General features: G+C 35.8%; 21 protein-coding genes. 9 read left to right on the top strand and 12 right to left on the bottom strand.

The window, feature by feature from the left end; all coding sequences use genetic code 11:
• The first annotated feature begins 1 nt into the window (after window position 1).
• The 4 genes from ilvB (at window position 2) to ilvA (ending at window position 5,235) form a co-directional block, all read left to right on the top strand.
• Window positions 2-1,735, top strand: coding sequence for a biosynthetic-type acetolactate synthase large subunit (gene ilvB / locus QYS49_RS18875; RefSeq protein WP_308349541.1), 1,734 nt, complete (start codon window positions 2-4; stop codon window positions 1,733-1,735).
• A gap of 103 nt (window positions 1,736-1,838) precedes the next feature.
• A complete protein-coding gene (ilvN, locus tag QYS49_RS18870) occupies window positions 1,839-2,372 on the top strand; it encodes an acetolactate synthase small subunit (protein ID WP_308349540.1) in 534 nt (177 codons plus the stop codon).
• A 124-nt stretch (window positions 2,373-2,496) separates the two neighbouring features.
• Complete coding sequence (gene ilvC / locus QYS49_RS18865) at window positions 2,497-3,543, top strand: ketol-acid reductoisomerase (RefSeq protein WP_308349539.1); 1,047 nt, start codon at window positions 2,497-2,499, stop codon at window positions 3,541-3,543.
• A gap of 426 nt (window positions 3,544-3,969) precedes the next feature.
• Complete coding sequence (gene ilvA, locus QYS49_RS18860; RefSeq protein WP_308349538.1) at window positions 3,970-5,235, top strand: threonine ammonia-lyase IlvA; 1,266 nt, start codon at window positions 3,970-3,972, stop codon at window positions 5,233-5,235.
• A gap of 68 nt (window positions 5,236-5,303) precedes the next feature.
• Here the strand turns inward: ilvA and QYS49_RS18855 are convergent, their stop codons facing one another.
• The 10 genes from QYS49_RS18855 to QYS49_RS18810 form a co-directional block, all read right to left on the bottom strand.
• Window positions 5,304-6,065, bottom strand: a complete 762-nt coding sequence (locus QYS49_RS18855; protein WP_308349537.1) for a peptidase associated/transthyretin-like domain-containing protein — start codon at window positions 6,063-6,065, stop codon at window positions 5,304-5,306.
• Between the two features lie 277 nt (window positions 6,066-6,342).
• The gene (gene gcvT / locus QYS49_RS18850) at window positions 6,343-7,431 is read right to left on the bottom strand and encodes a glycine cleavage system aminomethyltransferase GcvT (protein WP_308349536.1); all 1,089 of its coding nucleotides are present in this window, start codon (window positions 7,429-7,431) and stop codon (window positions 6,343-6,345) included.
• 95 nt (window positions 7,432-7,526) lie between these two features.
• Window positions 7,527-8,228: a sulfite exporter TauE/SafE family protein gene (locus QYS49_RS18845; RefSeq protein ID WP_308349535.1), complete on the bottom strand. Its 702-nt coding sequence runs from the start codon at window positions 8,226-8,228 to the stop codon at window positions 7,527-7,529.
• A gap of 2 nt (window positions 8,229-8,230) precedes the next feature.
• Window positions 8,231-8,650 (bottom strand): FixH family protein, encoded by a 420-nt coding sequence (locus QYS49_RS18840; RefSeq protein ID WP_308349534.1) that lies wholly within the window; start codon window positions 8,648-8,650, stop codon window positions 8,231-8,233.
• Between the two features lie 2 nt (window positions 8,651-8,652).
• On the bottom strand, window positions 8,653-10,065 hold the full coding sequence (gene ccoG, locus QYS49_RS18835) for a cytochrome c oxidase accessory protein CcoG (RefSeq protein WP_308349533.1): 1,413 nt from the start codon (window positions 10,063-10,065) through the stop codon (window positions 8,653-8,655).
• A 178-nt stretch (window positions 10,066-10,243) separates the two neighbouring features.
• Complete coding sequence (locus QYS49_RS18830; protein ID WP_308349531.1) at window positions 10,244-11,209, bottom strand: c-type cytochrome; 966 nt, start codon at window positions 11,207-11,209, stop codon at window positions 10,244-10,246.
• Window positions 11,193-11,396: a cytochrome C oxidase Cbb3 gene (locus QYS49_RS18825; RefSeq protein ID WP_308349529.1), complete on the bottom strand. Its 204-nt coding sequence runs from the start codon at window positions 11,394-11,396 to the stop codon at window positions 11,193-11,195. Before QYS49_RS18825 ends, QYS49_RS18830 begins: the two co-directional genes overlap by 17 nt.
• 12 nt (window positions 11,397-11,408) lie before the next feature.
• On the bottom strand, window positions 11,409-13,526 hold the full coding sequence (gene ccoN / locus QYS49_RS18820; RefSeq protein ID WP_308349528.1) for a cytochrome-c oxidase, cbb3-type subunit I: 2,118 nt from the start codon (window positions 13,524-13,526) through the stop codon (window positions 11,409-11,411).
• Window positions 13,516-13,722 (bottom strand): cbb3-type cytochrome oxidase assembly protein CcoS, encoded by a 207-nt coding sequence (gene ccoS / locus QYS49_RS18815; RefSeq protein ID WP_308349527.1) that lies wholly within the window; start codon window positions 13,720-13,722, stop codon window positions 13,516-13,518. Before ccoS ends, ccoN begins: the two co-directional genes overlap by 11 nt.
• Window positions 13,719-16,148 carry a heavy metal translocating P-type ATPase gene (locus tag QYS49_RS18810; RefSeq protein WP_308349526.1) on the bottom strand — a complete coding sequence of 810 codons (2,430 nt, stop codon included), beginning with the start codon at window positions 16,146-16,148 and terminating at the stop codon, window positions 13,719-13,721. The genes ccoS and QYS49_RS18810 overlap by 4 nt, the downstream gene beginning before the upstream one ends.
• Before the next feature lie 247 nt (window positions 16,149-16,395).
• Between QYS49_RS18810 and QYS49_RS18805 the strand changes: the two genes are divergently transcribed.
• From QYS49_RS18805 to QYS49_RS18785, 5 genes are all read left to right on the top strand, one after another.
• Complete coding sequence (locus QYS49_RS18805; protein WP_308349525.1) at window positions 16,396-16,896, top strand: Fur family transcriptional regulator; 501 nt, start codon at window positions 16,396-16,398, stop codon at window positions 16,894-16,896.
• 401 nt (window positions 16,897-17,297) lie between these two features.
• Window positions 17,298-17,645 (top strand): hypothetical protein, encoded by a 348-nt coding sequence (locus QYS49_RS18800; protein ID WP_308349524.1) that lies wholly within the window; start codon window positions 17,298-17,300, stop codon window positions 17,643-17,645.
• On the top strand, window positions 17,645-17,968 hold the full coding sequence (gene hpf, locus QYS49_RS18795; RefSeq protein WP_308349522.1) for a ribosome hibernation-promoting factor, HPF/YfiA family: 324 nt from the start codon (window positions 17,645-17,647) through the stop codon (window positions 17,966-17,968). The genes QYS49_RS18800 and hpf overlap by 1 nt, the downstream gene beginning before the upstream one ends.
• Before the next feature lie 205 nt (window positions 17,969-18,173).
• A complete protein-coding gene (locus QYS49_RS18790; RefSeq protein WP_308349521.1) occupies window positions 18,174-18,827 on the top strand; it encodes a TlpA family protein disulfide reductase in 654 nt (217 codons plus the stop codon).
• The gene (locus QYS49_RS18785) at window positions 18,824-20,575 is read left to right on the top strand and encodes a GAF domain-containing protein (RefSeq protein WP_308349520.1); all 1,752 of its coding nucleotides are present in this window, start codon (window positions 18,824-18,826) and stop codon (window positions 20,573-20,575) included. Before QYS49_RS18790 ends, QYS49_RS18785 begins: the two co-directional genes overlap by 4 nt.
• 63 nt (window positions 20,576-20,638) lie before the next feature.
• Here the strand turns inward: QYS49_RS18785 and QYS49_RS18780 are convergent, their stop codons facing one another.
• Both QYS49_RS18780 and QYS49_RS18775 read right to left on the bottom strand, forming a co-directional pair.
• A complete protein-coding gene (locus QYS49_RS18780; protein WP_308349519.1) occupies window positions 20,639-22,456 on the bottom strand; it encodes an ATP-binding protein in 1,818 nt (605 codons plus the stop codon).
• Window positions 22,457-22,590: 134 nt separating this feature from the next.
• A complete protein-coding gene (locus QYS49_RS18775) occupies window positions 22,591-23,397 on the bottom strand; it encodes a 5'-nucleotidase, lipoprotein e(P4) family (protein WP_308349518.1) in 807 nt (268 codons plus the stop codon).
• Between the last annotated feature and the right edge of the window lie 26 nt (window positions 23,398-23,423).

Here is a 23,423-nt window from a genome sequence, read left to right as displayed (position 1 = left end):
TATGGAAGAAGTAGCCACTAAATCACAGAAAACGAAAGCGAAAACTACCATGAGTGGTGCAGCCGCCTTGGTGAATTGCCTTATCCGTGAGGGAGTGGAAACACTTTTCGGTTATCCTGGTGGGGCAATAATGCCGGTTTATGATGCTTTATTTGATCAAAAGGATAAAATAAAACACATCATGACCCGTCATGAGCAGGGTGCAACTCATGCTGCTCAAGGATTTGCCAGAGTTTCAGGTAAAGTGGGCGTTTGTTTGGCTACTTCTGGTCCGGGAGCTACTAATTTAATAACTGGCTTGGCAGATGCTCAATTGGATTCTACACCTATGGTTTGCATAACTGGGCAAGTACCAGGCAAAATGATTGGTTCAGATGCTTTTCAGGAAACCGATATTGTGAGTATTTCCATGGCAGTAACGAAATGGAATATTCAGGTGACCAAAGCTAAAGATATCCCCAATGCAGTAGCAAAAGCATTTTTCATAGCTCGCAGTGGAAAGCCGGGGCCGGTATTGGTGGATATAACCAAAGATGCTCAATTTGAAGTGGCTGATTTTGAGGAATACGAAACTTGCGATCAGATCAGAAGCTATGTGCCTAATCCTAAATTAAGTGAAAAAGCATTGGATGATGCAGCTAAGTTGATCAATTCAGCTAAAAAGCCATTGATTCTATTTGGGCATGGAGTGCTTTTATCTAATGCCAAAAAGGAGTTTCAGGAATTTGTCGAAAAAACAGGCATCCCCGCAGCCTGGACTATCATGGGCTTATCAGCACTTCCAACTTCTCATCCTTTGAATGTAGGAATGTTAGGGATGCATGGAAATTATGCACCTAATATTTTAACCAATGAATGTGATGTTTTGATAGCGGTTGGGATGCGTTTTGATGACAGGGTAACAGGAGATGTAAGCCGATATGCGAAGCAAGCGAAGGTGATACATTTAGAGATTGATCCAGCTGAAATTAATAAAAATGTGGAAGCGGATGTTCCTGTTTTGGGTAATTGCAAAGAATCACTTGCTGCATTATTGAATAAAGTAAATAAAAAGAAGCATGATGAATGGCTGACTCGATTTAAAGAATTAAATGCGCAGGAGGAAGAAAAAGTAATTAAAAATGAATTAAATCCTCAAGCGGATGAGCCGATGAGTATGGGGGAGGTGATCAAGCATATCTCAAATATCTCACGAGGTAATGCGATTATTGTGACTGATGTGGGACAGCATCAGATGGTGGCTCAGCGCTATTATAAATATGCCAATTGGAAAAGCAATGTCACCTCTGGCGGATTAGGAACTATGGGCTTTGCCCTTCCAGCAGCTATTGGAGCAAAATTCGCAGCCCCTCACCGACAAGTAATTGCTGTGATTGGCGATGGTGGTTTTCAAATGACCATACAAGAATTGGGCGTGATATTCGAAACTAAAGTGGATGTAAAAATTCTACTTTTAAATAATGAGTTTCTTGGAATGGTAAGGCAATGGCAGGATATGTTTTTTGAAAAGCGCTATTCCTCAGTGGATATGGTTAATCCTGATTTTCAAATGATAGCCAAAGGCTATGGTATTGCATCCGAAAAAGTAACAGAAAGAGAGAAGTTGGAAGATAGCATTCATAGATTTTTAAACCACGAAGGAAGCTATTTGCTGGAAGTAATGGTCGGAAAAGAGAATAATATTTTTCCTATGATTCCAACAGGTGCTTCGGTATCAGAAATTAGGCTGGAGTAGGCCGTTGAGTGGCACTTAGGTCAGTACCGAAGGTCAGACCTGATGTAGTATAAGAAATGAATAGAGTCTAGGTTCTAGATTCTAGTATCTAAAAATCTAAAATATGAAAGAGCAATTCACATTATCAATATACACTGAAAACCTGATAGGAATTTTGCACAGGGTGACTACGATTTTTACACGAAGGCATATCAATATTGAAAGTATTACCGCTTCAGAAAGTGAGGTAAAGGATATTCATCGCTATACGATTGTGGTAAGCTCAACGGAAGATAAAATCAAGAAAATCGTGAAGCAGATTGAAAAGCAAGTGGATGTTTTTAAAGCTTTTTATCATAAAAATGATGGGATAGTATATCAGGAAATGGCTTTATATAAAATGCCGACTAAGTTATTATCCCAGACGAAAGAGGTAGAATATATCGTACGAAAGCATCATGCTCGTTTGCTAGCAGTGGAACCAGATTTCACCATTATTGAAAAGACTGGTTTCAAGGAGGAAACGCAAGAGCTTTTTGAACAGCTGAAGCCACATGGTATTCTGGAATTTGTTCGCTCGGGCAGGATTTCAATTTCCAAACCTATGAAAGAATTTCAGGAATATTTCACCGAAGTGGAGGAAGCTTCTAGAATGTAATTAATAATTGGGTCAGTACCGAAGGTCAGACCAGAAAAGGCCCAATAGTAAATAATCACAATTAATAAAAATCAGAAATATAAACCATCTAGGTTCTAAAATCTAGACTCTAAAATCTAAAATAATGGCAAAACTAAAATTTGGAACAGTAGAAGAAGAAGTTGTTACGCGACAGGAATTTCCTTTAGCGAAGGCGCAGGAAGTATTAAAAGATGAAACCATAGCAGTTTTGGGCTATGGAGTACAAGGTCCGGGGCAAGCATTAAATTTGAAAGATAATGGCTTTAATGTGATTGTCGGACAACGAAAAGGCTCTAAAAGCTGGGATAAAGCAGTAGCCGATGGCTGGGAGCCAGGCAAGACACTTTTTGAACTAGAAGAAGCTGCTGAAAAAGGCACAATCTTGCAATATTTATTATCAGATGCAGGGCAAATTGCGCAGTGGGAGATGGTGAAAAAGCATTTGACCCCAGGTAAAGCTTTATATTTTTCTCATGGTTTTGGGGTAACTTATAAAGACCAAACCGGCATCGTTCCCCCAAAGGATGTGGATGTAATCTTGGTAGCTCCAAAAGGATCGGGTACCAGTTTGAGGAGATTATTTGTGGAAGGCAGAGGCTTGAATTCCAGCTTTGCCATTCATCAGGATGCAACTGGAAAAGCTTGGGAAAGATGTGTAGCCTTAGGAATAGGAGTAGGTTCAGGTTACTTATTTCAAACCGATTTCCGAAAAGAAGTTTATAGTGATTTGACAGGAGAAAGAGGTAGTTTGATGGGGGCAATTCAAGGCTTATTTGCTGCTCAATATGATTTATTGCGTAAAAAGGGACATTCTCCATCAGAAGCTTTTAACGAGACAGTGGAGGAAGCTACCCAATCTTTATATCCTTTGGTGGCTGAAAACGGCATGGACTGGATGTATGCCAATTGCTCTACTACAGCGCAAAGAGGTGCTTTAGATTGGTGGAAAAAATTCAGAGATGCTGTAAAACCAGTTTTTGAAGAATTATATGATTCTGTGGAAACTGGAAATGAAGCAAAGCTGACCATTACTGCCAATGAAAAAGCTGATTACAGAGTAGAATTAGAAAAAGAATTAGATGAATTGAAAAATTCTGAAATGTGGCAAGCTGGGGCTGCAGTAAGAAAGTTAAGACCGGAAAATGCATAAAATATTTAAAGATTGATAATTTCTTTTTCTTCTATGTCATTAGCTATCAGGAAGGGTACTATTTATTTTAGTGATCTTTACTAATGCCTAACATAGTAGTTTAATAGGTTGTTACAATAAAATATATAGAATCCGCCAGAGGCGGTAGTAGTTTCCACTAGCGAGACGCAAGCGGAAGGAAATTATTTTTTTCTATCGCCATCCTCTGGATGGTGATGATTACTAGCGCCTCTGGCGCTGAATAATACAACTGAAAAAGTTATTTGTTCGTGAATTATTGAACAAATGCTTCTAGGCTTTTTCAATAGAGATTTGAATTCCTTATTGAAGTCTTATACAGGTGTAAAAATCACCCGGTTTGAGGGGGGATGTGTCAATTGTAACAAAAAGTAAATATTAGTTCATTTAGCAATTTATATCAGAAAAATGTCTGAAACCCTAAAAGCATACTACCCAAAAATAGAAGCCATACAAAGTGCCGCGCAAAAGTTAAAAGGTGTGGCACTTTTAACTCCTTTAACGCCCAATTTGGGATTGTCGAAAGAGTTTGCTTCCAATATTCAATTCAAACGAGAAGACTTGCAACCTGTGCGTTCCTATAAAATCAGAGGTTCCTACAATAAGATTAGCAGCTTGAGTCGTGAAGAATTGGATAAAGGAATTGTATGCGCCAGTGCAGGGAATCATGCTCAGGGAGTGGCTTTTTCATGTAAAAAATTGAAAGTAAAAGGCAGGATTTTTATGCCAGCGCCTACTCCAAAGCAGAAAATTGCTCAGGTTGAAATGTTCGGAGAGGATTTTGTAGAGATAGAATTGGTAGGAGATACTTTCGATGATGCTTTTCATGCCGCACAAGAATATCAAGTAAAGTCTGGTGCAGTGTTTATTCACCCTTTTGATGATCCTAAAGTAATTGAAGGACAAGGAACAGTCGGACTGGAAATTTTACAACAATCCGAAAATCCGATTGATTATCTCTTTTTGCCTATTGGCGGAGGTGGACTATCAGCAGGGGTGAGCAGTGTTTTTAAGGCACTTTCACCCCAAACCAAAATTATAGGAGTAGAACCAGCAGGTGCACCAGCCATGAAAACCTCCATTGAAAAAGGAGGGAATACCGCTTTGAAACATATAGAAAAATTTGTGGATGGTGCAGCCGTAAAAAAAGTGGGAGATTTGAATTTCGAAATCTGCCAACAGAATTTAACGGAAGTCATCACTGTGGAGGAAGGAAAAGTCTGCGATGTGATTTTGCAATTATATAATAAAGATGCGATAGTTGCAGAACCGGCTGGGGCATTATCCATTGCGGCTTTGGATCAATATGCTGAGGAAATCAATGGCAAAAATGTAGTTTGCGTACTTAGTGGGAGTAATAATGATATTACAAGAACCGAGGAGATTAAAGAAAGAGCGCTGCTCTACAAAGGTTTAAAACATTATTTTGTGGTGAAATTTCCGCAAAGGGCAGGAGCTTTGAAGCAATTTGTAGTGGAGGTTTTAGGACCAGATGATGACATTAGTCATTTCGAATATACTAAAAAGAATTCTCGGGAAACGGGTTCGGCAGTAGTGGGAATAGAATTGAAAAATTCAGCTGATTTTCCTCAATTATTGAAAAACATGAAGCGTCTGGGCTTTTATGGGGATTATTTGAATGACAAGCAGTATCTGTTGGATTTGGTGGTTTAGTTTACCGATTAAGAGATAGAGTTTACCATGGAAACCGAAAATGAGCTCTTCGATTTTCATGGTTAATATTATTTGTCTTCTTCAACCAACTTTTCAAATTTTTTGAATTCTTCTTTAATTTTCTCTGCAATTTCATATGCTGAAGCACTAGCAATAAATGAATCTGCAAAATCCAAGAAATGGATAAAGTCAGTTAATTCATCACCCTCCAGTTCAGTTAAAGAGGCTACTAATGATCTATTAAATTTTTTGTCTCTTATGATTTTGTCATTCTCATCCGCTTTAAGTGCATAATACTTTACTTTTTCTTGAAATTCACTATTCAATTTTCTTGTGATGCTTTTTAAGGGGTTCATTACTACATATCCTAAACCGCTGTTCAGACTTCGGTTGTAAAGAGGTGGGATTTCAGACCTTGGTTTTGCGGGTTTCATGCCGAAGGGTAAAAATTTACCATTATCCTGCATAGGCATTGTAATTAATTTTTTGCGAAAGTCTTCGGCAGTGGTAGGGAGGTTACTTACTAAAACCTCATCTAATTGAATATTTGCTGGATTTAATACTATAGATAGGTGAGTTTTGGCGTTAACAATAAATTGTTTAGTATCAAAATTAATATTGCTTACCACTAGAGTATCTCCAATTTCTCCTTTAATGTTAAAGTAACCTAGTTCTGAAGATATTGCGATGTTTTTCTTTGTGATGTTAATTATATGTGCTCCTTCAACGCCAAAGTTGTCTTTTGAGGAGAGAATTATCCCCTTGATATTTTGAGCATAAATTGTCTTGTAGCTTAGTGTCATTAAGATGAGACAAAAAAGGTTTTTCATTACACAATTAAACTAATTAAAAAAGATCACCCATTATCAACTACATAAGTATTAAAATATTATATAATATTTTAATAATTGATTAAGAGATTGGTTGTTTTGGTATCAAAATGTAAATGGTAATGCTTTTCTAACCTTATTCTGACAATCCAATTTGAAAATTTAGCTTAAATAAGAAGAGGTAGGTCAATAATAAAAAGAGGAATTAACCATAAAAACCGTAATTGAGATTTTCGATTTTTATGGTTAATGGTTTTAAGATTAATAAGTATAGAACTTAAATTAAAGGTAATTTCTTTACCTGCGCCTTCAATTTATTTTTTCTAACAGCAATTTGAATTTCTGTTTCTGGCTTAGAAAATTCTGTTTTCACATAGCCCATTCCGATTCCATGACCTAAAGTAGGGGATTGTGTTCCGGAGGTAACTAAACCAATAGCGTTTCCTTCCATATCTAAAATTTCATAGCCTTTTCTTGGAATTCCTCTATCCAGCATATGAAAGGCGATTAATTTACGTTCAACACCCTCTTCTTTTTGTTTTTTAAGATTGTCAGCATTGATAAAATCTTTAGTGAATTTGGTTGCCCAGCCCAGTTTTGCTTCTATTGGAGAAGTGGTATCATCTATATCATTTCCATATAAACAAAAGCCCATTTCCATTCTTAAGGTGTCTCTAGCACCTAATCCGATAGGCTTGATACCGAATTCTTCACCAGCATCTATGATTTTGCGCCATACACTTTCCGCATCTTTATTGTGCAAATAAATTTCAAAGCCACCGGCACCAGTATAACCTGTATTGGACATAATCACATACTTAGTATCAGCAAATGGAGCTACTTGAAAGTGAAAGGGCTTGATAGCAGATAAATCCATAGCAGTGGTCAATTTTTGCAAAGTGTCCTCAGCTTTTGGACCTTGTACGGCAAAGAGAGAGAAATCATCAGAAATGTTTTTCATAATAGCTCCGAAGTCCTCATTTTGCTTAGCTATCCATTCCCAGTCTTTTTCAATATTAGAGGCATTCACCACCAACATATATTCTTCTTCACCTATTCGGTAAATCAATAAATCATCTACAATTCCGCCTTTATCATTTGGCAAATACCCATATTGCGCTTTACCTACAACTAAAGTAGAGGCATCATTACTAAAAACTTTTTGAATCAAATCCAAAGCCTTTGGTCCTGAGATGAGAAATTCTCCCATATGAGAGACATCAAATATCCCTACTGCATTGCGGACGGTATTATGTTCTTCAATTAAACCTGAATAAGAAACAGGCATATTATATCCGGCAAAAGGTACCATTTTAGCTCCTAATTGCTCGTGAATGTGGTTTATTGCTACTTTCTTCAATTCCATAGTAACTCAATTATTGTCTTAAATTTCCTGATAAGCAAAAGTATGGAAAATATGGGATTTTGGAAGGGGTTGTAGGAAGTTATAAAAATAGATTCTTACCTCTCCCCACAAATAGGAATATCCATTGTTGTTTGTGTCTGTCCTAAATCAGGAAGCGGAATATGAATAAATTGTACTTCCAGTCCTCGTAAGAAAAGAAACAAAGCTAATGTTAACGCCAATACTGGTCTTAATTTCTGAGTAAGGCCATTTAATTTTCTAAAGGTTATTTTTCCAGCCCAGACACTACCGATGAGCCACGGTAAGGTACCCAACCCGAAAACAGCCATAAATACCACAGAATCCATAATGGTTTCGGTAGCAAATGAACTTAAAAGCGCTAAATAAACTAGTCCGCATGGTAAAAGTCCATTAAGCAAACCGATTGAAAATCTAGATAGGATATCCTGTTTGCCGATAAATTTTTTGAATCCATCTTTTACTTTTTGATAAGGAACGGATTCTATTTTGTTGATGAATTTCAAAAATCGAAAACGAGCTGGCAATACATAAAAATAAACTATGAAGATGGCCATGATAATGGAAAGGCTATTTTGCCAGCCTAAAATGGATAAACTTTCTCCTACAAAAGCTAAGGCTAAACCTAGAAGTATGTAAGTGATAATCCTACCAGTTTGGTAAGCAGCAAATCCCCATGCCATGGATTGATTACGGAAAACGCCCAGCATCAAAGGGGCACACATAAAAGTGCAATGTATTCCGCCCAATAAACCAATGCTTAGTGCTGCCCAAATCATCCTTATCGCTGAATAAAAATCTGCTCTTCTTTAAAGTACTTTTTGCCTTCAGCTTCCCAACTAAAGGAAACTTTCCAATTACCAGCTTTGAATTTTTCTACAGGGATATTTACTTCCTCAGAGATAGGGATAAAGAAATCTAAATTAGCGTCTGAGGCACGGAAAAATTTAACCTTCCCCTTTACTTTATCTGCGCCTTCAAAAAGCAATGCTAAGTTATTGCTTTCTTGCTTCACGGAAACGGTTCCATTCCACTCATTTCCATTTTTGATTTCATCCATTTTACCTTGATAGGCTATTTCTTCCTCATAGTAATTTTCCTCCACCATGTCGAACTCTTGCTGCGTACTGAAAATGACCATGGAAACGATCAAAATCACAAAACCGATAAATACTAAAGTTATTTTATTTCCCCAATGCATAATTATTTTGCTTTACTAAATGTGTTTGGTCCCGGGAATCTCGAATCAATAGTTTGGATCAATTCATCATCTCGGTAAATTTCAACTTGAATTTTTTCATCTATTCTGGCGAACTCATTTCTCGACATTTCTACGAAAACATAAACCTCGTCTTTTTCTTGTCCTTCTAAAACTTCAATTGGTCCAGAAGGAAAAAATAAATTGGCTGACGTTGGCTTTACCTTATAAGTCAGATTCATTGGATCAAAAGATTTATTGATCATTTCCATTTGATACATATTACTGATAATGGAATCATTCTTAATCTGATAAATAGAACCTGGAGTTCGGGTTAAAGTGACTTCAATTGGTGCTCTGCCTACTAATAAAAATCCCATTGCTACTACCAAAACCACTAAGACAGCCGAGTAAGCCATTACCCTAGGAGTAATTAATTTTTTCTTCTTTTTCTCTACGCCTTCTTCAGAGTCAAATCGAATCAATCCTTTAGGTTTATTGACTTTGAGCATTACCTCATCGCAGGCATCAATGCAGGCAGTGCAGTTTACACACTCCATTTGTGTTCCATTTCTTATGTCAATTCCTGTTGGACAAACTTGCACACATAAACTACAATCTACACAATCGCCTTTATCTGCTTGTGGTTCATTCTTTTTCAACTTTCCTCTAGGTTCACCTCTCAACCAATCATAAATTACCACTATGGATTTTTTATCAAGGAAAACACCTTGCAACCTCCCATAAGGGCAAACAACTGTACAAGCTTGTTCCCTGAAATAGGAAAACACAAAATAGAATATCCCTGTAAATACCAATAACCCAGTAAAAGCACTCCAGTTAGCTTGTGGTCCTGCTTGAATCACCTCTGACATTTCGCCTATTCCGATCAGATAAGCCATAAATGTATGGGAAACCCAAAAGGAGATGAGGAGAAATACACCTTGCTTGGTGGTTTTCTTCCAGATTTTATTCCATGTCCACGGTGCTTTAGCCAGTTTTCTTTGTTGGTTAGCATCTCCTTCAATCCAGTATTCAATTTTACGGAAAACCATTTCCATAAATACGGTTTGCGGACATGCCCAGCCACACCAGACCCTGCCAAAGACCACAGTAAAAAGTAAAATGAAGACCACAAATATCAGTAAAAGAAATATAAGTAAATGTGTGTCCTGTGGCCAGAAAACACTTCCCAAAATTATAAACTGACGATCAAAAATATTGAACAACAATAAAGGATGACCTCCAATTTTAATGAAGGGGCCAGCGAAGAATAAAATCAAGAGCAACCAAGCCAAAACTCTTCTATAGTTATGAAATATTCCTTTTGGTTTTTTGGGATAGATCCAATTCCGTTTCCCCTGCTCGCCCACTGTGGCTAGCTGCCCTCTAAATTGCTCTTGGTCTAAATTATCCATTTTACTATACTATTATTTGAGACCTGTCAGGTTTTGAAAACCTGACAGGTCTAATTATAATTATTGCCCTGAAAATTTTAGTGAAAACACTGAAATGAGTGAGCTAGTTCTTGCTTTTTTTCTGATTCAAATGTAGTCAAGATTCAGGTTGGTGGCACACCGACCATTAGCAATGGCTCTATTCTTCCACTTCTTCAACCTCAGGCAATTCATCCACATTTTCTTCTATGCGTTCTTCTGCATTTTCTTGCTTTTTGATTTCACCTTGTGGCTCCTTAGCATTTGCTGGTGTTGTACCCACTAAGCTTAAAACATAGTTGGATACATCCTGAATTTGCTTAGGACTCAGATTTCCTTTCCATGGAATCATGCCTTTAGCTGGAACACCTTCAGAAATTGTGGTAAATACGCCTTTGATATCATTTCCATGGATCCAATAATCATCCGTTAAGTTAGGACCAACTCCACCGCCACCATCATCAGCATGGCATACGGCACAGTTCTTTTTATACAGTACCTTACCTGCTTTCATAACTTCTTCGTCAGTTTGCAATTCAGCAGTTTCAGCTGTTATTTGCACCATACCCGCTTTTGTACGAGCCTCTGCTCTTAGTGCTGCTTCTTCAATAGATGCTTGATATTCCGTTTGTTGATCTGGAATAATATCAAAAATTAAAAAGGCGGGCACATAAAAGACTGCGAAAATAAAGGTTCCAATAAAAATGTATTTTAACCAAGGTGGCATTCCATAATCCATTTCCCTGATGCCATCATAATCATGATCCAGCATCATATCACCTTGCTTGTCAACAGGTTTAAACTTACCGGTGATCCATTTTTGTTTGAATTGCTTATAGAAAGAAATGCGAACTTCACCTTTTTCAGCAGCTTTTTTATTCAATATGATTTCAGCAGTTTTTAACATTAATACTGCCAGAATAATCATTAAAACAATTAAAACAAGCAGAAGTCCGCCTATTAATAGTAATAGGCGTCCTTGCTCTGATTGCATGAGTTGCTCCCACATGCTAACTTTTTCAATTTCCAGCTCTTGCACAGTTTCTTCTACCTGTGCAAAAAGTGGGTTTAGACCTAATCCTAAAAGGAAAAGGCTGCTCCATATCATTTTAGTGACTTTTTTCATCCTTAGAATCATTTTTGTATGTAACATTATCCTCTTCCATGGGTAAGGATTTCATTTTATTGATATAATTCTTATCTGCTCTTATCACCCACCAAATCAGGCCGACAAAGAAAATAAAGAATATACTCAGCGAGATGATGGGGAAAATTTCCACATTATCAATTGTTTCGAAATAGTGCTTAAACATGTCTTTTCAATTTTATTTATCAGCAACTTTTATATCTGTACCTAATCTTTGCAAGTAGGCAATTAAGGCTACAATCTTAGCTTCAGGAACAGTCTCAATTCCATCAGCCTCAAGTCTTTTCACAATCCCCTCAGCTTGAGCCATTGCATTAGCTTGAACCTCTTCTTCAAAGCCTTCTTCATAAGGAACGCCTAATTTTCTCATCACCGTGATTTTATCAGGAAGCCCTTCTAAATCATAAGGCTGTTCCAACAACCACGGATATGGCGGCATGGTAGAACCTGGTGACATAGACCTTGGATCATACATATGATTGAAATGCCAGGAGTCAGGATATTTTTCTCCCACTCTATGCAAATCAGGGCCTGTTCTTTTTGATCCCCATAAGAATGGATGGTCATAAACAAATTCCCCTGCTTTAGAGTATTCGCCATAACGCTCCGTTTCATATCGGAATGGTCGAATCATTTGCGAGTGACAACCCACACAACCTTCGCTGATATAAATATCACGACCTTCCAATTCAAGAGGTGTATAAGGCTTCACGGCTTCAATTTTAGTAGCTTCATTATCTTTCATCATAAAAGATGGAATCAATTCGAATATTCCACCAATTAAAATGGCTACTGTAGTTAAGAGGGTGAAGAAAATAGGCTTTCTTTCCCATACTCTGTGCCAGTACTCTTTTCCTTTGCTTACAACTTTTTCCAATGCTGGAGCTTCAGCTGCTTCATTAGCTACAAAATTTCCTGCTTTTGCAGTTTTGATTAAGTTATATACCATCACAAATACACCAAGCAAGTAGAGTAAACCACCGAATGCTCTTAACATATGCATTGGAATAATTTGTAGGGTAGTAGACAAGAAGTTAGGGTATTGTAAAATACCTTCTGGAGTAAATTCTTTCCACATTAACCATTGTGTAAAAGCGGATACATACATAGGCAAGGCGTAGAATATAATACCTAATGTTCCTAACCAGAAGTGAGTATTCGCTAATTTTCTAGAGAATAATTTCGTTTTCCACATTTGTGGGATCATCCAGTATAACATACCAAAAGTCAAGAATCCATTCCATCCTAATGCTCCAATATGTACATGAGCTACAATCCAATCAGTATAGTGTGCAATAGCGTTCACACTTTTTAAGGATAACATTGGGCCTTCGAAAACCGCCATACCATAAGCAGTAATCGCTACCACCATAAATTTCAAGATTGGATCTTCTTTTACTTTATCCCAAGCACCTCTAAGGGTTAACAATCCATTCACCATACCACCCCAAGATGGAGCGATCAACATGATGGAGAAGGCAGTACCCAATGCTTGAGCCCATTCAGGTAATGAAGTATACAATAGGTGGTGAGGACCTGCCCAGATGTATAAGAATATTAAAGCCCAGAAGTGGACAATCGATAATTTATAAGAATAAATTGGTCGATTGGCTGCTTTAGGCAAAAAGTAGTACATCAAGCCCAAATAGGGGGTAGTTAAAAAGAATGCCACCGCATTATGACCATACCACCATTGAACTAGTGCATCTTGAACACCCGCAAAAGCTGAATAACTTTTCATAAAATTCACCGGCAATGCAAATGAATTCACGATATGCAAAACGGCTACGGTTACAAAAGAGGCAATGTAGAACCAGATGGCCACATACATGTGCTTTTCCCTTCTTTTGATAATGGTACCAATCATATTGATACCAAACACTACCCAGATTAGAGCAATGGCAATATCAATTGGCCACTCTAATTCAGCATATTCTTTTGAAGAAGTGAAACCCATTGGAAGGGTAATCACAGCCGAAAGAATGATGAGCTGCCAACCCCAGAAGTTTATCCAAGAAAGGGCATCATTAAACATTCGGGTTTTAAGTAGCCTTTGCATGGAATAATAAACTCCGGCAAAGATGGCGTTACCCACAAATGCAAAAATTACCGCATTAGTGTGTAAAGGCCTTATCCTACCAAAGGTAGTATATTCCGAACCTAAATTAGCCTCCGGTGCAAATAGCTGAGTGGCGGCCAAAAGCCCTACCAACATCCCGATGGCGCCCCAAACTACTGTTGCTATAGCAAAGTATTTGACGACTTTGTTGTCATAATGAAACTTTTCAATTTCCATGTGATTCTTGTTTATGATTAGTTGATTGATTACTCTTTTTGTCTTCTTTTTTGGTAGTGGCATCATCCCACAACATCCTGTAGGAAGGCGTGGAGGCATCATCGAACTGTCCAGATCGAACAGCCCAAATAAAAGCGACTAAAAAGCCGCCTGCCACTATCAAACTCACGATTATTAATATGACCAGTATGTTCATAAATCCCTGCTATTTTCAGTCTCCAATAAATATTTATTTGCTAAATAGCGTGTTCCCAGAGTTGCTAAAAGTACCACTGAAAAGGAACTTATCGGCATTAAAATAGCTGCGATTACGGGTGATAAAAGTGCTTGAACTGCAAAACTTAAGCCCACCACATTATATAAAAATGATAATACAAAGCCTGCAATCACTAATTTGAAAGCGGCTTTTGAAAATTTCATAATATTAGGTAATTGTTTCAAATTCTCGCCTAAAAGGATGCCGTCACAAGCAGGACTAAACTGACGCGTAGATTCAGTGATGGCCAATCCAAAATCACTTTTGCGTAATGCAGCTGAATCATTTAATCCATCGCCTGCCATCATAACTTTTTGCTGAGCATCTTGCCATTTGGTAATAAATTCTTTCTTATCTCCTGGCAATTGTTCGAAAAACATGTTTTCTTCTGCTAACCATTGGGATAAATATTCTTTCTCTGCAGCTTGGTCACCTGATAATAAATTCAATTTGTAATCAGTCTTTAGGCTGTTGAATAGATCACCAATATTTTCTCTGAAAACATGCTTTACATTGAAGCAGCCATAAGTCAGACCATCTACATTAATAAAAACTTGAGAACTGTTGGCTTTTTTATCAAAATCTGTTGCTTGGCTATCCACAAATTGCTTCTTGCCTAATTTGATGATTTGTCCGTTTACTCTAGCACTAATTCCTTGTCCGCTGATTTCCTTATAATCTTCAATTTCTTGAGATGGATAAAAGGGTAGCCAGTTGTAAATGATTTGCGATAATGGATGCTTGGATTGATTAAATAGTGTTTTTACAGCAGCTAATACTTTATGTTCTGGCATATTTCCTTCAAAAACCACCTCAGCTTTATCTGAATAAGTTAAGGTTCCTGTTTTATCAAAAACAATAGAGTCAATTTTGGATAAATCCTCAACAGATTGAGTGCTTTTTACGAAAAAGCCGGCTTTGCTCAACACTCTCATGGCGTAACCTAAGGTTACTGGAGTCGCCAAAGCTAACGCACACGGACAAGCGACTATAAGCACGGTGGTAAAAGCTCGGATACCACTTTCGAAATCTCCCATATAGAGCCAACTACCAAGTGCAATGAAAGCAATGCCTAAAACCACGGCTGTGAAATATTTACTGATTTTATCCGCTGTGCTTTGAACCTGTGCTTTTGCACCTTGTTGAATGGATTCATCATCCCATAATTGGGCTAAATAGCTTTGAGAAGGACTTTTCTTAACCTGTACTAAAATTGCAGTACCTTTTAATCTTCCGCCAGCATATATCAATTCTTCCTTTTGCTTGCTCTCAGGTAAAGATTCGCCCGTTACAAAACTATAATCGATAGAAGCTTCATCCGAAATCAAAAGACTATCAGCAGGAATGATTTCTTCATTTCTGATTTTTAAAATATCGGAAGGGATAATGCTATTGAGCAGCACTTGTTCCTCATGCTGTCCTTTTATTTTGGTTACTGATAAAGGGAAGAAAGATTGAATATCTCTATCAAACCTTAAGTGGTCAAAAGTTTTCTGCTGATAATATTTCCCTAGTAGTAGGAAAAAAACCAGTCCGGAAAGCGAGTCGATATAACCCAAGCCTGACTGGAAAAAAATGATATAATAACTATAGGTGAATAATGTGAAGATCCCAATGCTGATAGGGACATCCATATTGATTTGTTTCTGTTTGATCGCACCCCATGCAGATTTAAAATAATCTTGTGCAGCAAAAAACACTATGGGCAGTGCTAATAAAGCATTTAGAAAAGGGAATATTTTAGAAATAATGTCATCATCGAACAGATTTAGTCCAAAATATTCTGGCAAACTGAACAGCATGCTATTTCCAAAAACAAAGCCTGCGATTCCAATTTGCAACCATATTCTTCTATAGGGAGAAGAAGTGGATTTTTTATTTTCTAATTGAATATCAGGTGTATAAGCAATAGAATCTAATAATTTTACTAATTCAAGCAATGAAATTTCCTGATGCTTGAAAGAGATAATGACAGTTTTCTTATTGAAATCTACTCGACTACTGATAATACCGGAATGAAGTTTATAAAGTTTCTCAAGCAGCCAAATACAAGCACTGCAGTGAATGGCCGGAATGTAAAATCTAATCTTACTGATTTCTTCATTTTTGAAATCTAATAGGCTATTAGCAAATGCTTCATCTTTGAGAAACTCGAAATCATGAGTTTTTTTCTTTTTGGAACTGATGCCAGGAGATTCAGCAACACAATAAAAATTATCAAGGTCATTTTCCAGTAAAATTTCATAGACCATACGGCAACCCTCGCAACAGAAATTTTGACCGTGACTTTCAATAAGTTCTTGGTCACATTTTTCTCCGCAATGGCGACAATCTATGTCTTGTTCTTTTACTGTAGATATTCTCATTAAGTGCTAATTTTATTTTTCAAAAGTAATAGCTATCTAGCTCCAAAAACATGACCTAAGTCAGGAACCGTCTTGAGATTAATCATTCGTCAATCTAGTAAATTTTAAGAACTTTTGTAAATAGCCTACAAGTTAATTCTGGAATTCTTGTTTAGAATTGCTTTAAACTTTAATAAAATACAGCTTTTGTATTTTAAACTTCATATTCAAAACTTAACTTAGATTTTATTATTTAAAGAACTATAGGATGTCAAAGTCTACACCGGTGATGAAGGAAATTTTGCAGCGTGCAAAAAATATATTAGATGAATATTTAAATGACCAACATTTAAGGAAAACAGCAGAGCGTTATTCGGTTTTGGAGGAGCTTTATTATTTGCCTCAGGATGAACATATAGATGTAGAGACCCTTTTCTTGAGGATGAGAAATAAGGAGTATACAATTTCTCGAGCCACGGTTTATAATTCTATTGATTTATTGGTAGAATGTGGCTTAGTGGTTAAGCATAATTTTAAGGATAAAAACGCACTTTACGAACCGGCATTAACCTATGAGCATCATGATCACTTGGTTTGCAATAATTGCCTTAAAATCAAAGAGTTTTTAGACCCCAGTATTGAAGATATTAAAAAGAGAGTGGGAAAGTCATTAGGCTCAGATATCAAGCACCACTCTTTGGTTTTTTATGGAGATTGCACTATTGAAAATTGCGAAAATTTGAAAAGAAAAGAAGTTGTGAAGGGTTGATTTTGAAGTCAATGGCATTATTAAAGCAACTTGAAGATCAATAATATAGTAAAGTGTTTCCAACTAGCTTCTGTCCATTCATATTGAATTAGACCTTCTCAAGAAATCATAAGGTCGTTCCTACGGAACTTGAGAGTGAACTTTATTAGAGTTACCATAAGTTCATCCCGATGGGATTTAAAAGGTCTTAAATTTTAACTTTTATTCAGAATTGAGATAATTAGTGACAATAAATATCATTTAACAATCAGTAAATACCTTGACAGTTGGCTTTACCTTGGCACCAGAAGGGTCAAATTATGGTAATTAACTAACAAAAAAGCGAAACAATGCTCCTCAGAAGCGACCTTAATTTAATAAATCCGCAACAAAACCCACTTGTAATCGATTAATATAGTATGATGCAATTACAAGAAACCATACAACATTTAAATAGGATAGTAGATAATATAGCGCAAGTTAATGCCCAGACAGATGGTATGACCTATGAAGATTTCAGAAAAAATGAGCCTGTAAAAGAAACGGTTTTTGAATATCTTCAGGAAATAGGGCAGGCCGCTCGGGAGTTGTCTAATAATCAAAAACTGCCAGGCGAAATCAATCTTGAGCCTTTGGTTGCATTCCGTAATGCACGTTATAATCAAGAGGCAGAAACTGGTCAACAACAGGTTTTTAATTTGTTACCTGATTTAAGACAAATTGCCGAAACCATTGAAACTTCAGATTTGTACCAAAATAACTTATCATAATGGATATTACTTTAGAACCCGTAGATTTTAATATAAGTCAAGATTTGAATGACCACATGCGTGAGATGTTCAGTAAGCTGTCAAAATACAATGACCAAATCGTAGGCATAGATTTATATCTTAAATCAAATGCAAATAATGAAAACGGAGAAAAAACTGTAGATGCAAAAGTCTTTTTGCCAGGAAATGATATTTTTGTTTCCGGTGAAGGCGATAGTTTTGTATCAGCTGGACAAGATTGCTATGAAGTGGCCAAAAGGCATGTGAGAAAAGCCAAAGAAAAAGTTAAAGACAGACAACAGGGAAGACCTGATAAATATTAATTACTAAAATACACTTAGAATTTAAGAGATTAAACTGTCAGGATTTAAATAGGTAATATTTAAATCCTGACAGTTTTTTTATGTCATATGCAAAAAAGAAATATTAATTAACTTTTCTGAAATCCAATTCCTCATTTTATTTCGTATTTTCTAAAACAATATTGACGTAAAAGTATTAGTTTAGGAAATTATAGGGGAGTATTACATGAGAATATTTTTTTCGATTATCTTTATCTTATCCATTTTAACAGGGATAGGGTTTATTTTTTGGCATCAGGAATGGCGATTTTCAAAACCAACACCAGTCCCGAAAAATTATATTAATATTGAAAGTGGAGATTCTTTATCAATTGATTTATTGTCCTCTTTAGGAATTAAAGCTGATGAACAACTCTTCATTCATTTCTACAATTTTGATTGTCCTTGCTCAAGATTTAATATAAAGGAATTTCAGAATCTTGTTATCCAATATGAGTCAGAGGTTAAATTTTTAGCAATTCTGGAAACAATTGATAAAAAAGAAAGTGAAATCCGAACTTTTAGAGAGAAGTATGATTTAGGAATTGACATCCACTTAGATAAACAAGGCACAATTGCAGAACAATTAGGTGTTTACAGCACACCTCAAGCAGTATTAATCAAAAACCAACAAATATACTTTAGCGGTAATTACAACAAAGCACGGTTTTGCACTACTCAAAATACAAAGTTTGCAAGTTTAGCTCTTTCTGCAATGGTGGAAGGTAAGGAGGCTCCAGTCTTTCCTGAATTGGCTACTATAGCATATGGATGTGAATTGCCTGCCAATGGTAATACCAATACAAGAATTGATAAATTTTTTAACTTATTAAGTTTATGACAGCTATTTCTAAGGGGAAATTTACGCCCTATTTTGACGAAATTTATAAAAGGGCGGATATGGTAACAGAAATTACGATTGGTGGATACTATCTATTTGGCTTGTTCTTAGCCTTTTTTTATGATACATGGTTAGTGGGGCTAGGAGTAGGTTCTCTTTCTTTGATCTTATACTTTGGAATAAAGGTTCTATTGAAAGGATCTTATGTACACCATTATATTGGTAGTTTAGTCTTGGCAATTTTCATGGCACAATTTATTTATCAAATGCATGGTTTATTTGAAATGCACTTTACTGCCTTTGTTGCTGTCATAGTCTTAATGGCATATCAGAATTTTAAAGTCTTTATTCCTGCAACACTCTTCATTGTGATTCATCATGGAATTTTTGCTTATATCCAATATTTGGGATTTGTAAATAATAATGAAGTTTACCAAACCATTTATTTCACCCAGCTTGATTATATGGATTTGCAAACCTTTATTTTCCATGCTGGTCTTGTGGCAATAGCTGTATTAATTGCTGCTTCCTATTCTGTTTACAGTAGGAATCGTTCGAAATTTCTATTTCAAAAGTTAATAGAAAGTGAAGAGCAAGCCAAAATCACTCAGACTAACATTTTATTCGCCAAGGAAATTGCGAATAACAATTATGAAAAAGAATTTGAATTAAATGAAAACGATCCCCTAAGTAGTGCTTTATTAGATATGAAGGAAAGCTTAAAGAAAAGCGCTATACGTGAAGAACAAGAACGTTTTACCAATAAAGGACTAGCAGAATTGTCTAATATTATTAGAGATAATGGGAATAATTTGAAGGATTTAACCTACGAGGTCATTGAGTTTTTAGTAAAGTATATGAAACTCAATCAAGGTGGATTTTTCATAGTAAAAGAAGAAGGAGATGATATTTTCTTGGAGTTGGAAGGATGTTATGCTTACGATAGAAGAAAAAAGATCAATAAGAGAATTCAACCCGGAGAAGGCTTAGTAGGACAATCTTATCAGGAAAAAGATAGTATTTATTTAACTGAAGTACCTGAAAATTATATCAATATTAAGTCAGGATTAGGAGACGCAAATCCTAGATCAATTGTCATTACGCCCGTAAAACGAGATGAGTATATTGAAGGAATAATGGAATTGGCCAGTTTTAGGATATTAAAGGAATATGAAAGAGAATTCTTGGAAAAAGCTGGAGAGAGTATAGCGGTTGCATTAAATACTGCCAAAGTCAATCAGAAAACTACTGAGCTTTACGAGCAATCTCAGCAACAGACAGAGGAAATGAGAGCTCAAGAAGAGGAAATGCGTCAAAATATGGAGGAAATGCAAGCCACTCAAGAAGAGGTAATGCGAAAGAGCAAGGAAATTGAGAAGCAAAGTGCAGAAAGTCAGTCTTTGCTGGCAGGTTTGCAAAGTTTAATGGCGGTGATTGAATTTACTCCTGAAGGTAGAATAATTGATGCTAATAAGAATTTCTTGAAAGCTATGGAGTATGATTTGAGTAGTATAGAAGGGCAGCACCACAAGATATTTGTGTCAGAAGAAGATTCTCAAAGCGCAGATTATAAAAATTTTTGGAAGGACTTAGGGAATGGCCATTTGAATAAAGGTATTTTTGATAGGTATTCCTCATCTGGTAAAAAGGTTCGGCTTAACGCTATTTACACACCAATTACCGACAATAATGATGTTGTGCAGAAGGTGATTAAATTAGCAACTGTACTAGAGGAACATAGACAATAAACTATACAAAGCATACAGACACAGGAAATATTTAAGTGATTTTGGAAATAATGCTGTGTGAATCTAATTATTAGGAAGCGCTACAAAAAAAGTGCTTCCTTTTCCTTTCTCTGATTCAACCCAAACCTCTCCATTCAATAAATCTACATATTTTTTAACGATAGATAATCCCAGTCCAGTTGAATTTTCCCCAGCTGTTGGTTGAGCACTTAATTTCTGAAATTTCTTGAAAATAAGTGACTTATCTTCCTCTGTTAAACCTGGTCCTTGATCTTTTATAGAAAATAGGACTCTATCTTTTTTCTTTTCAGCGGAAACAAAAATTTCGCTTGCAGGGTCTGAAAATTTTATTGCATTTACTATGATGTTTTCTAATATCTGGGTTAGGAATAAATGATCTGATTCAAATTGAATATTTTCCTTTAGTTGATAATAAATTCTAGTGTCTTTTTTTATTGCAGTAACTTCTAATTCTTTCTCTACTTTATCAAAAAGGTCTCTAACATCAATTTCTTCCCGCATTACTTTCATTCGATTTCCTTCTAGTGCATCGAAATCTAGTATTTTGGTTATCATTTGATTTAATCTTTGAGCTGAATCCTGAGCTTGATGAATTATGTTTTCATCTTCATTATTAAAATTTTTATGGCTTAATTTTAAAATATCGAGTAAGCCAGTTATTTGATTGATTGGTGACCTAAGATCATGCGCTAAAATTTTTACCAAATTATTCTTTTCTTCATTAAGACTGGTAAGCTGCAGATTACGATTGTATAGCTGTTCATTTTTACTTTGGATGCTCCGTTGCTGGTGCTCAATTTGTTTATTCTTTCGACTTAAGAGATTGGAGATTTTTTGTTCCCTGTAAAACAGAATGAAAATGATGGCAAGTAGAATGGAAGTGATAACCGTAATAATGATAAATGTTAGCTGTGTGTTTTTTTCTTTTTCTAATAAAAGATTTGTATTCCTCAATTGCTCTAATTGCAATTCTTTTTCCTTAGTTAGGATGGAAGCCCTTAAATTTTCTTCTTCATATATTCCTTCCATGAATTTATAAAGTTCTAATCCCATATATTTTGCAGTTATATCTGCAAGCTTTGCTTTAGTTTTAGGGTCTCCCAAGAAGTCATTAAATATAGTATTCCAGTCAGATGATTTTGGCATAATAAAAGCATAGCCATTACCTTTAACAGTAAAGAAGTTTTGTCTTGTTAAATTACCTCCATTTTTTATTAGCATTAAATATATTGGGAGATCAATAAAGCCAAAACGGTTATCGGCTTTGCTTATGGCATCCAATATATTTTCATCACTTCTAATATATTTAGTTTGAAAATCGAGATTCAATTGTTGCTTTAAATCAGATAAGAATTTTTCGTAAGTTGTTCCTTCTATTGTAACAGCAGTCATTCCCTTCATCAAATTGTTGATTTCTTCCAGTGTCCGAACTATTGGAGTTCCTTCACTTGAAACTAAAACTGCTACATCAGACAAATAGGCTTGCGTGAACTTAAGTTTTTGTTTGCGTTCTTCTGTTATAGAAAAGGCTGATACTCCAAAGCAGTTTGGTTTTTTTGAGGTTTCAATATCATTGAGGATACTACCAAAGCTTTTTGATTCTACCCAATTTAGATTAATTTCTACTTGATGAGTTGCTTTTACATATTTCTTGAATTCTTGAAAAATTTCCACTTCTAGCCCTGTTAATTTTTCTGATTTGTCTTTGTAAATAAATGGCTGTGAAACAAACCAATGAAGATCTAGTGTGGCACTTTTTTTCTTTTTTGCTTCTTCCCAGCTTTCATTTTGGGCAAAAGCCTCACTTGGAATAGCAAAGAGTAGGTTGAGGAATATGATTAAAGTACAACGAATCTCCATATTTGTAAATAAATTTATACAAAATATGAAAATTACTTAACTTGAAGAAATTTATTTTATATATGGGTTGAATTTATTGTTAGAACCATATCTAGTTACTTTAAAAGAAGTATTAGACTTCTAAAAAATTAAATTCATAATTTAGTATCCAAAACTTTTTGTCTCAAGTCTAATTTTTCCTTTGCTGTTTTAGAGAAATCATTTCCATAAACCGCAGACTCCCATTCGCCATACATAGGGTTAGGCAGCATAATGAAATTGTGCAATAATTCTTTTTGATGTTTTTTAACCAAATCTTTACCTAAAACAGAATCTCTTTCTGCAAATTTTTGACTGTAATCTGTTAAATTATCGCCTACATATAATAAGATTTGATGGTCAGCTTTTACCATTACCCTTCTTTCAGTTTTGTCACTTTTAGTAGTACGTAATAAAAGATGGTCTTTTTCAGCTTGAGGCAATTTTAGGATTTTCAAATTCTTCAAAGTAGGTTCGAAAACACCTATTTTTCTATTAGAAATATAAAATATTTTTAATCCTAAACTATCAGCAAAATTTAGGAAATCTACAGCACCTGGTAATGCATCAGCTTGGGCTTCCTTGCACCAGTTTTCCCAGCTTTCAGAACCATAATTTTCACCTTCTAAAAATAATCTTGCTTCATATGGACTGTTATCCAAAACAGTTTCGTCCAAATCTAAAACCACTGCAGGCTTTAATCCAGAATTTGAAAGTGTGTCCATTTTAATTTTCAATAGCATTTTGCCTTTGTCATAAGCCTGAAGGAATGAAGCTTCCATTTCTGCAGATTGCTGAAACCATACCGTAGCATTACCTAATTGCATGGAAAGTTTTTCATCAGCACTTGAAGTCTTTTCCTGAGAGATTTGCTGACAAGCACTGATTGTCATAACAGAAATGATGATTATTAATGAACGCATATTTTTCACTTTTAGAACTTTCACAA

This window comes from Marivirga salinae (assembly GCF_030503855.1).
GTDB lineage: Bacteria > Bacteroidota > Bacteroidia > Cytophagales > Cyclobacteriaceae > Marivirga > Marivirga salinarum.
The sequence above is the reverse complement of the archived record's forward strand: the minus strand, read 5'-3'. Positions and strand labels throughout refer to the sequence as shown.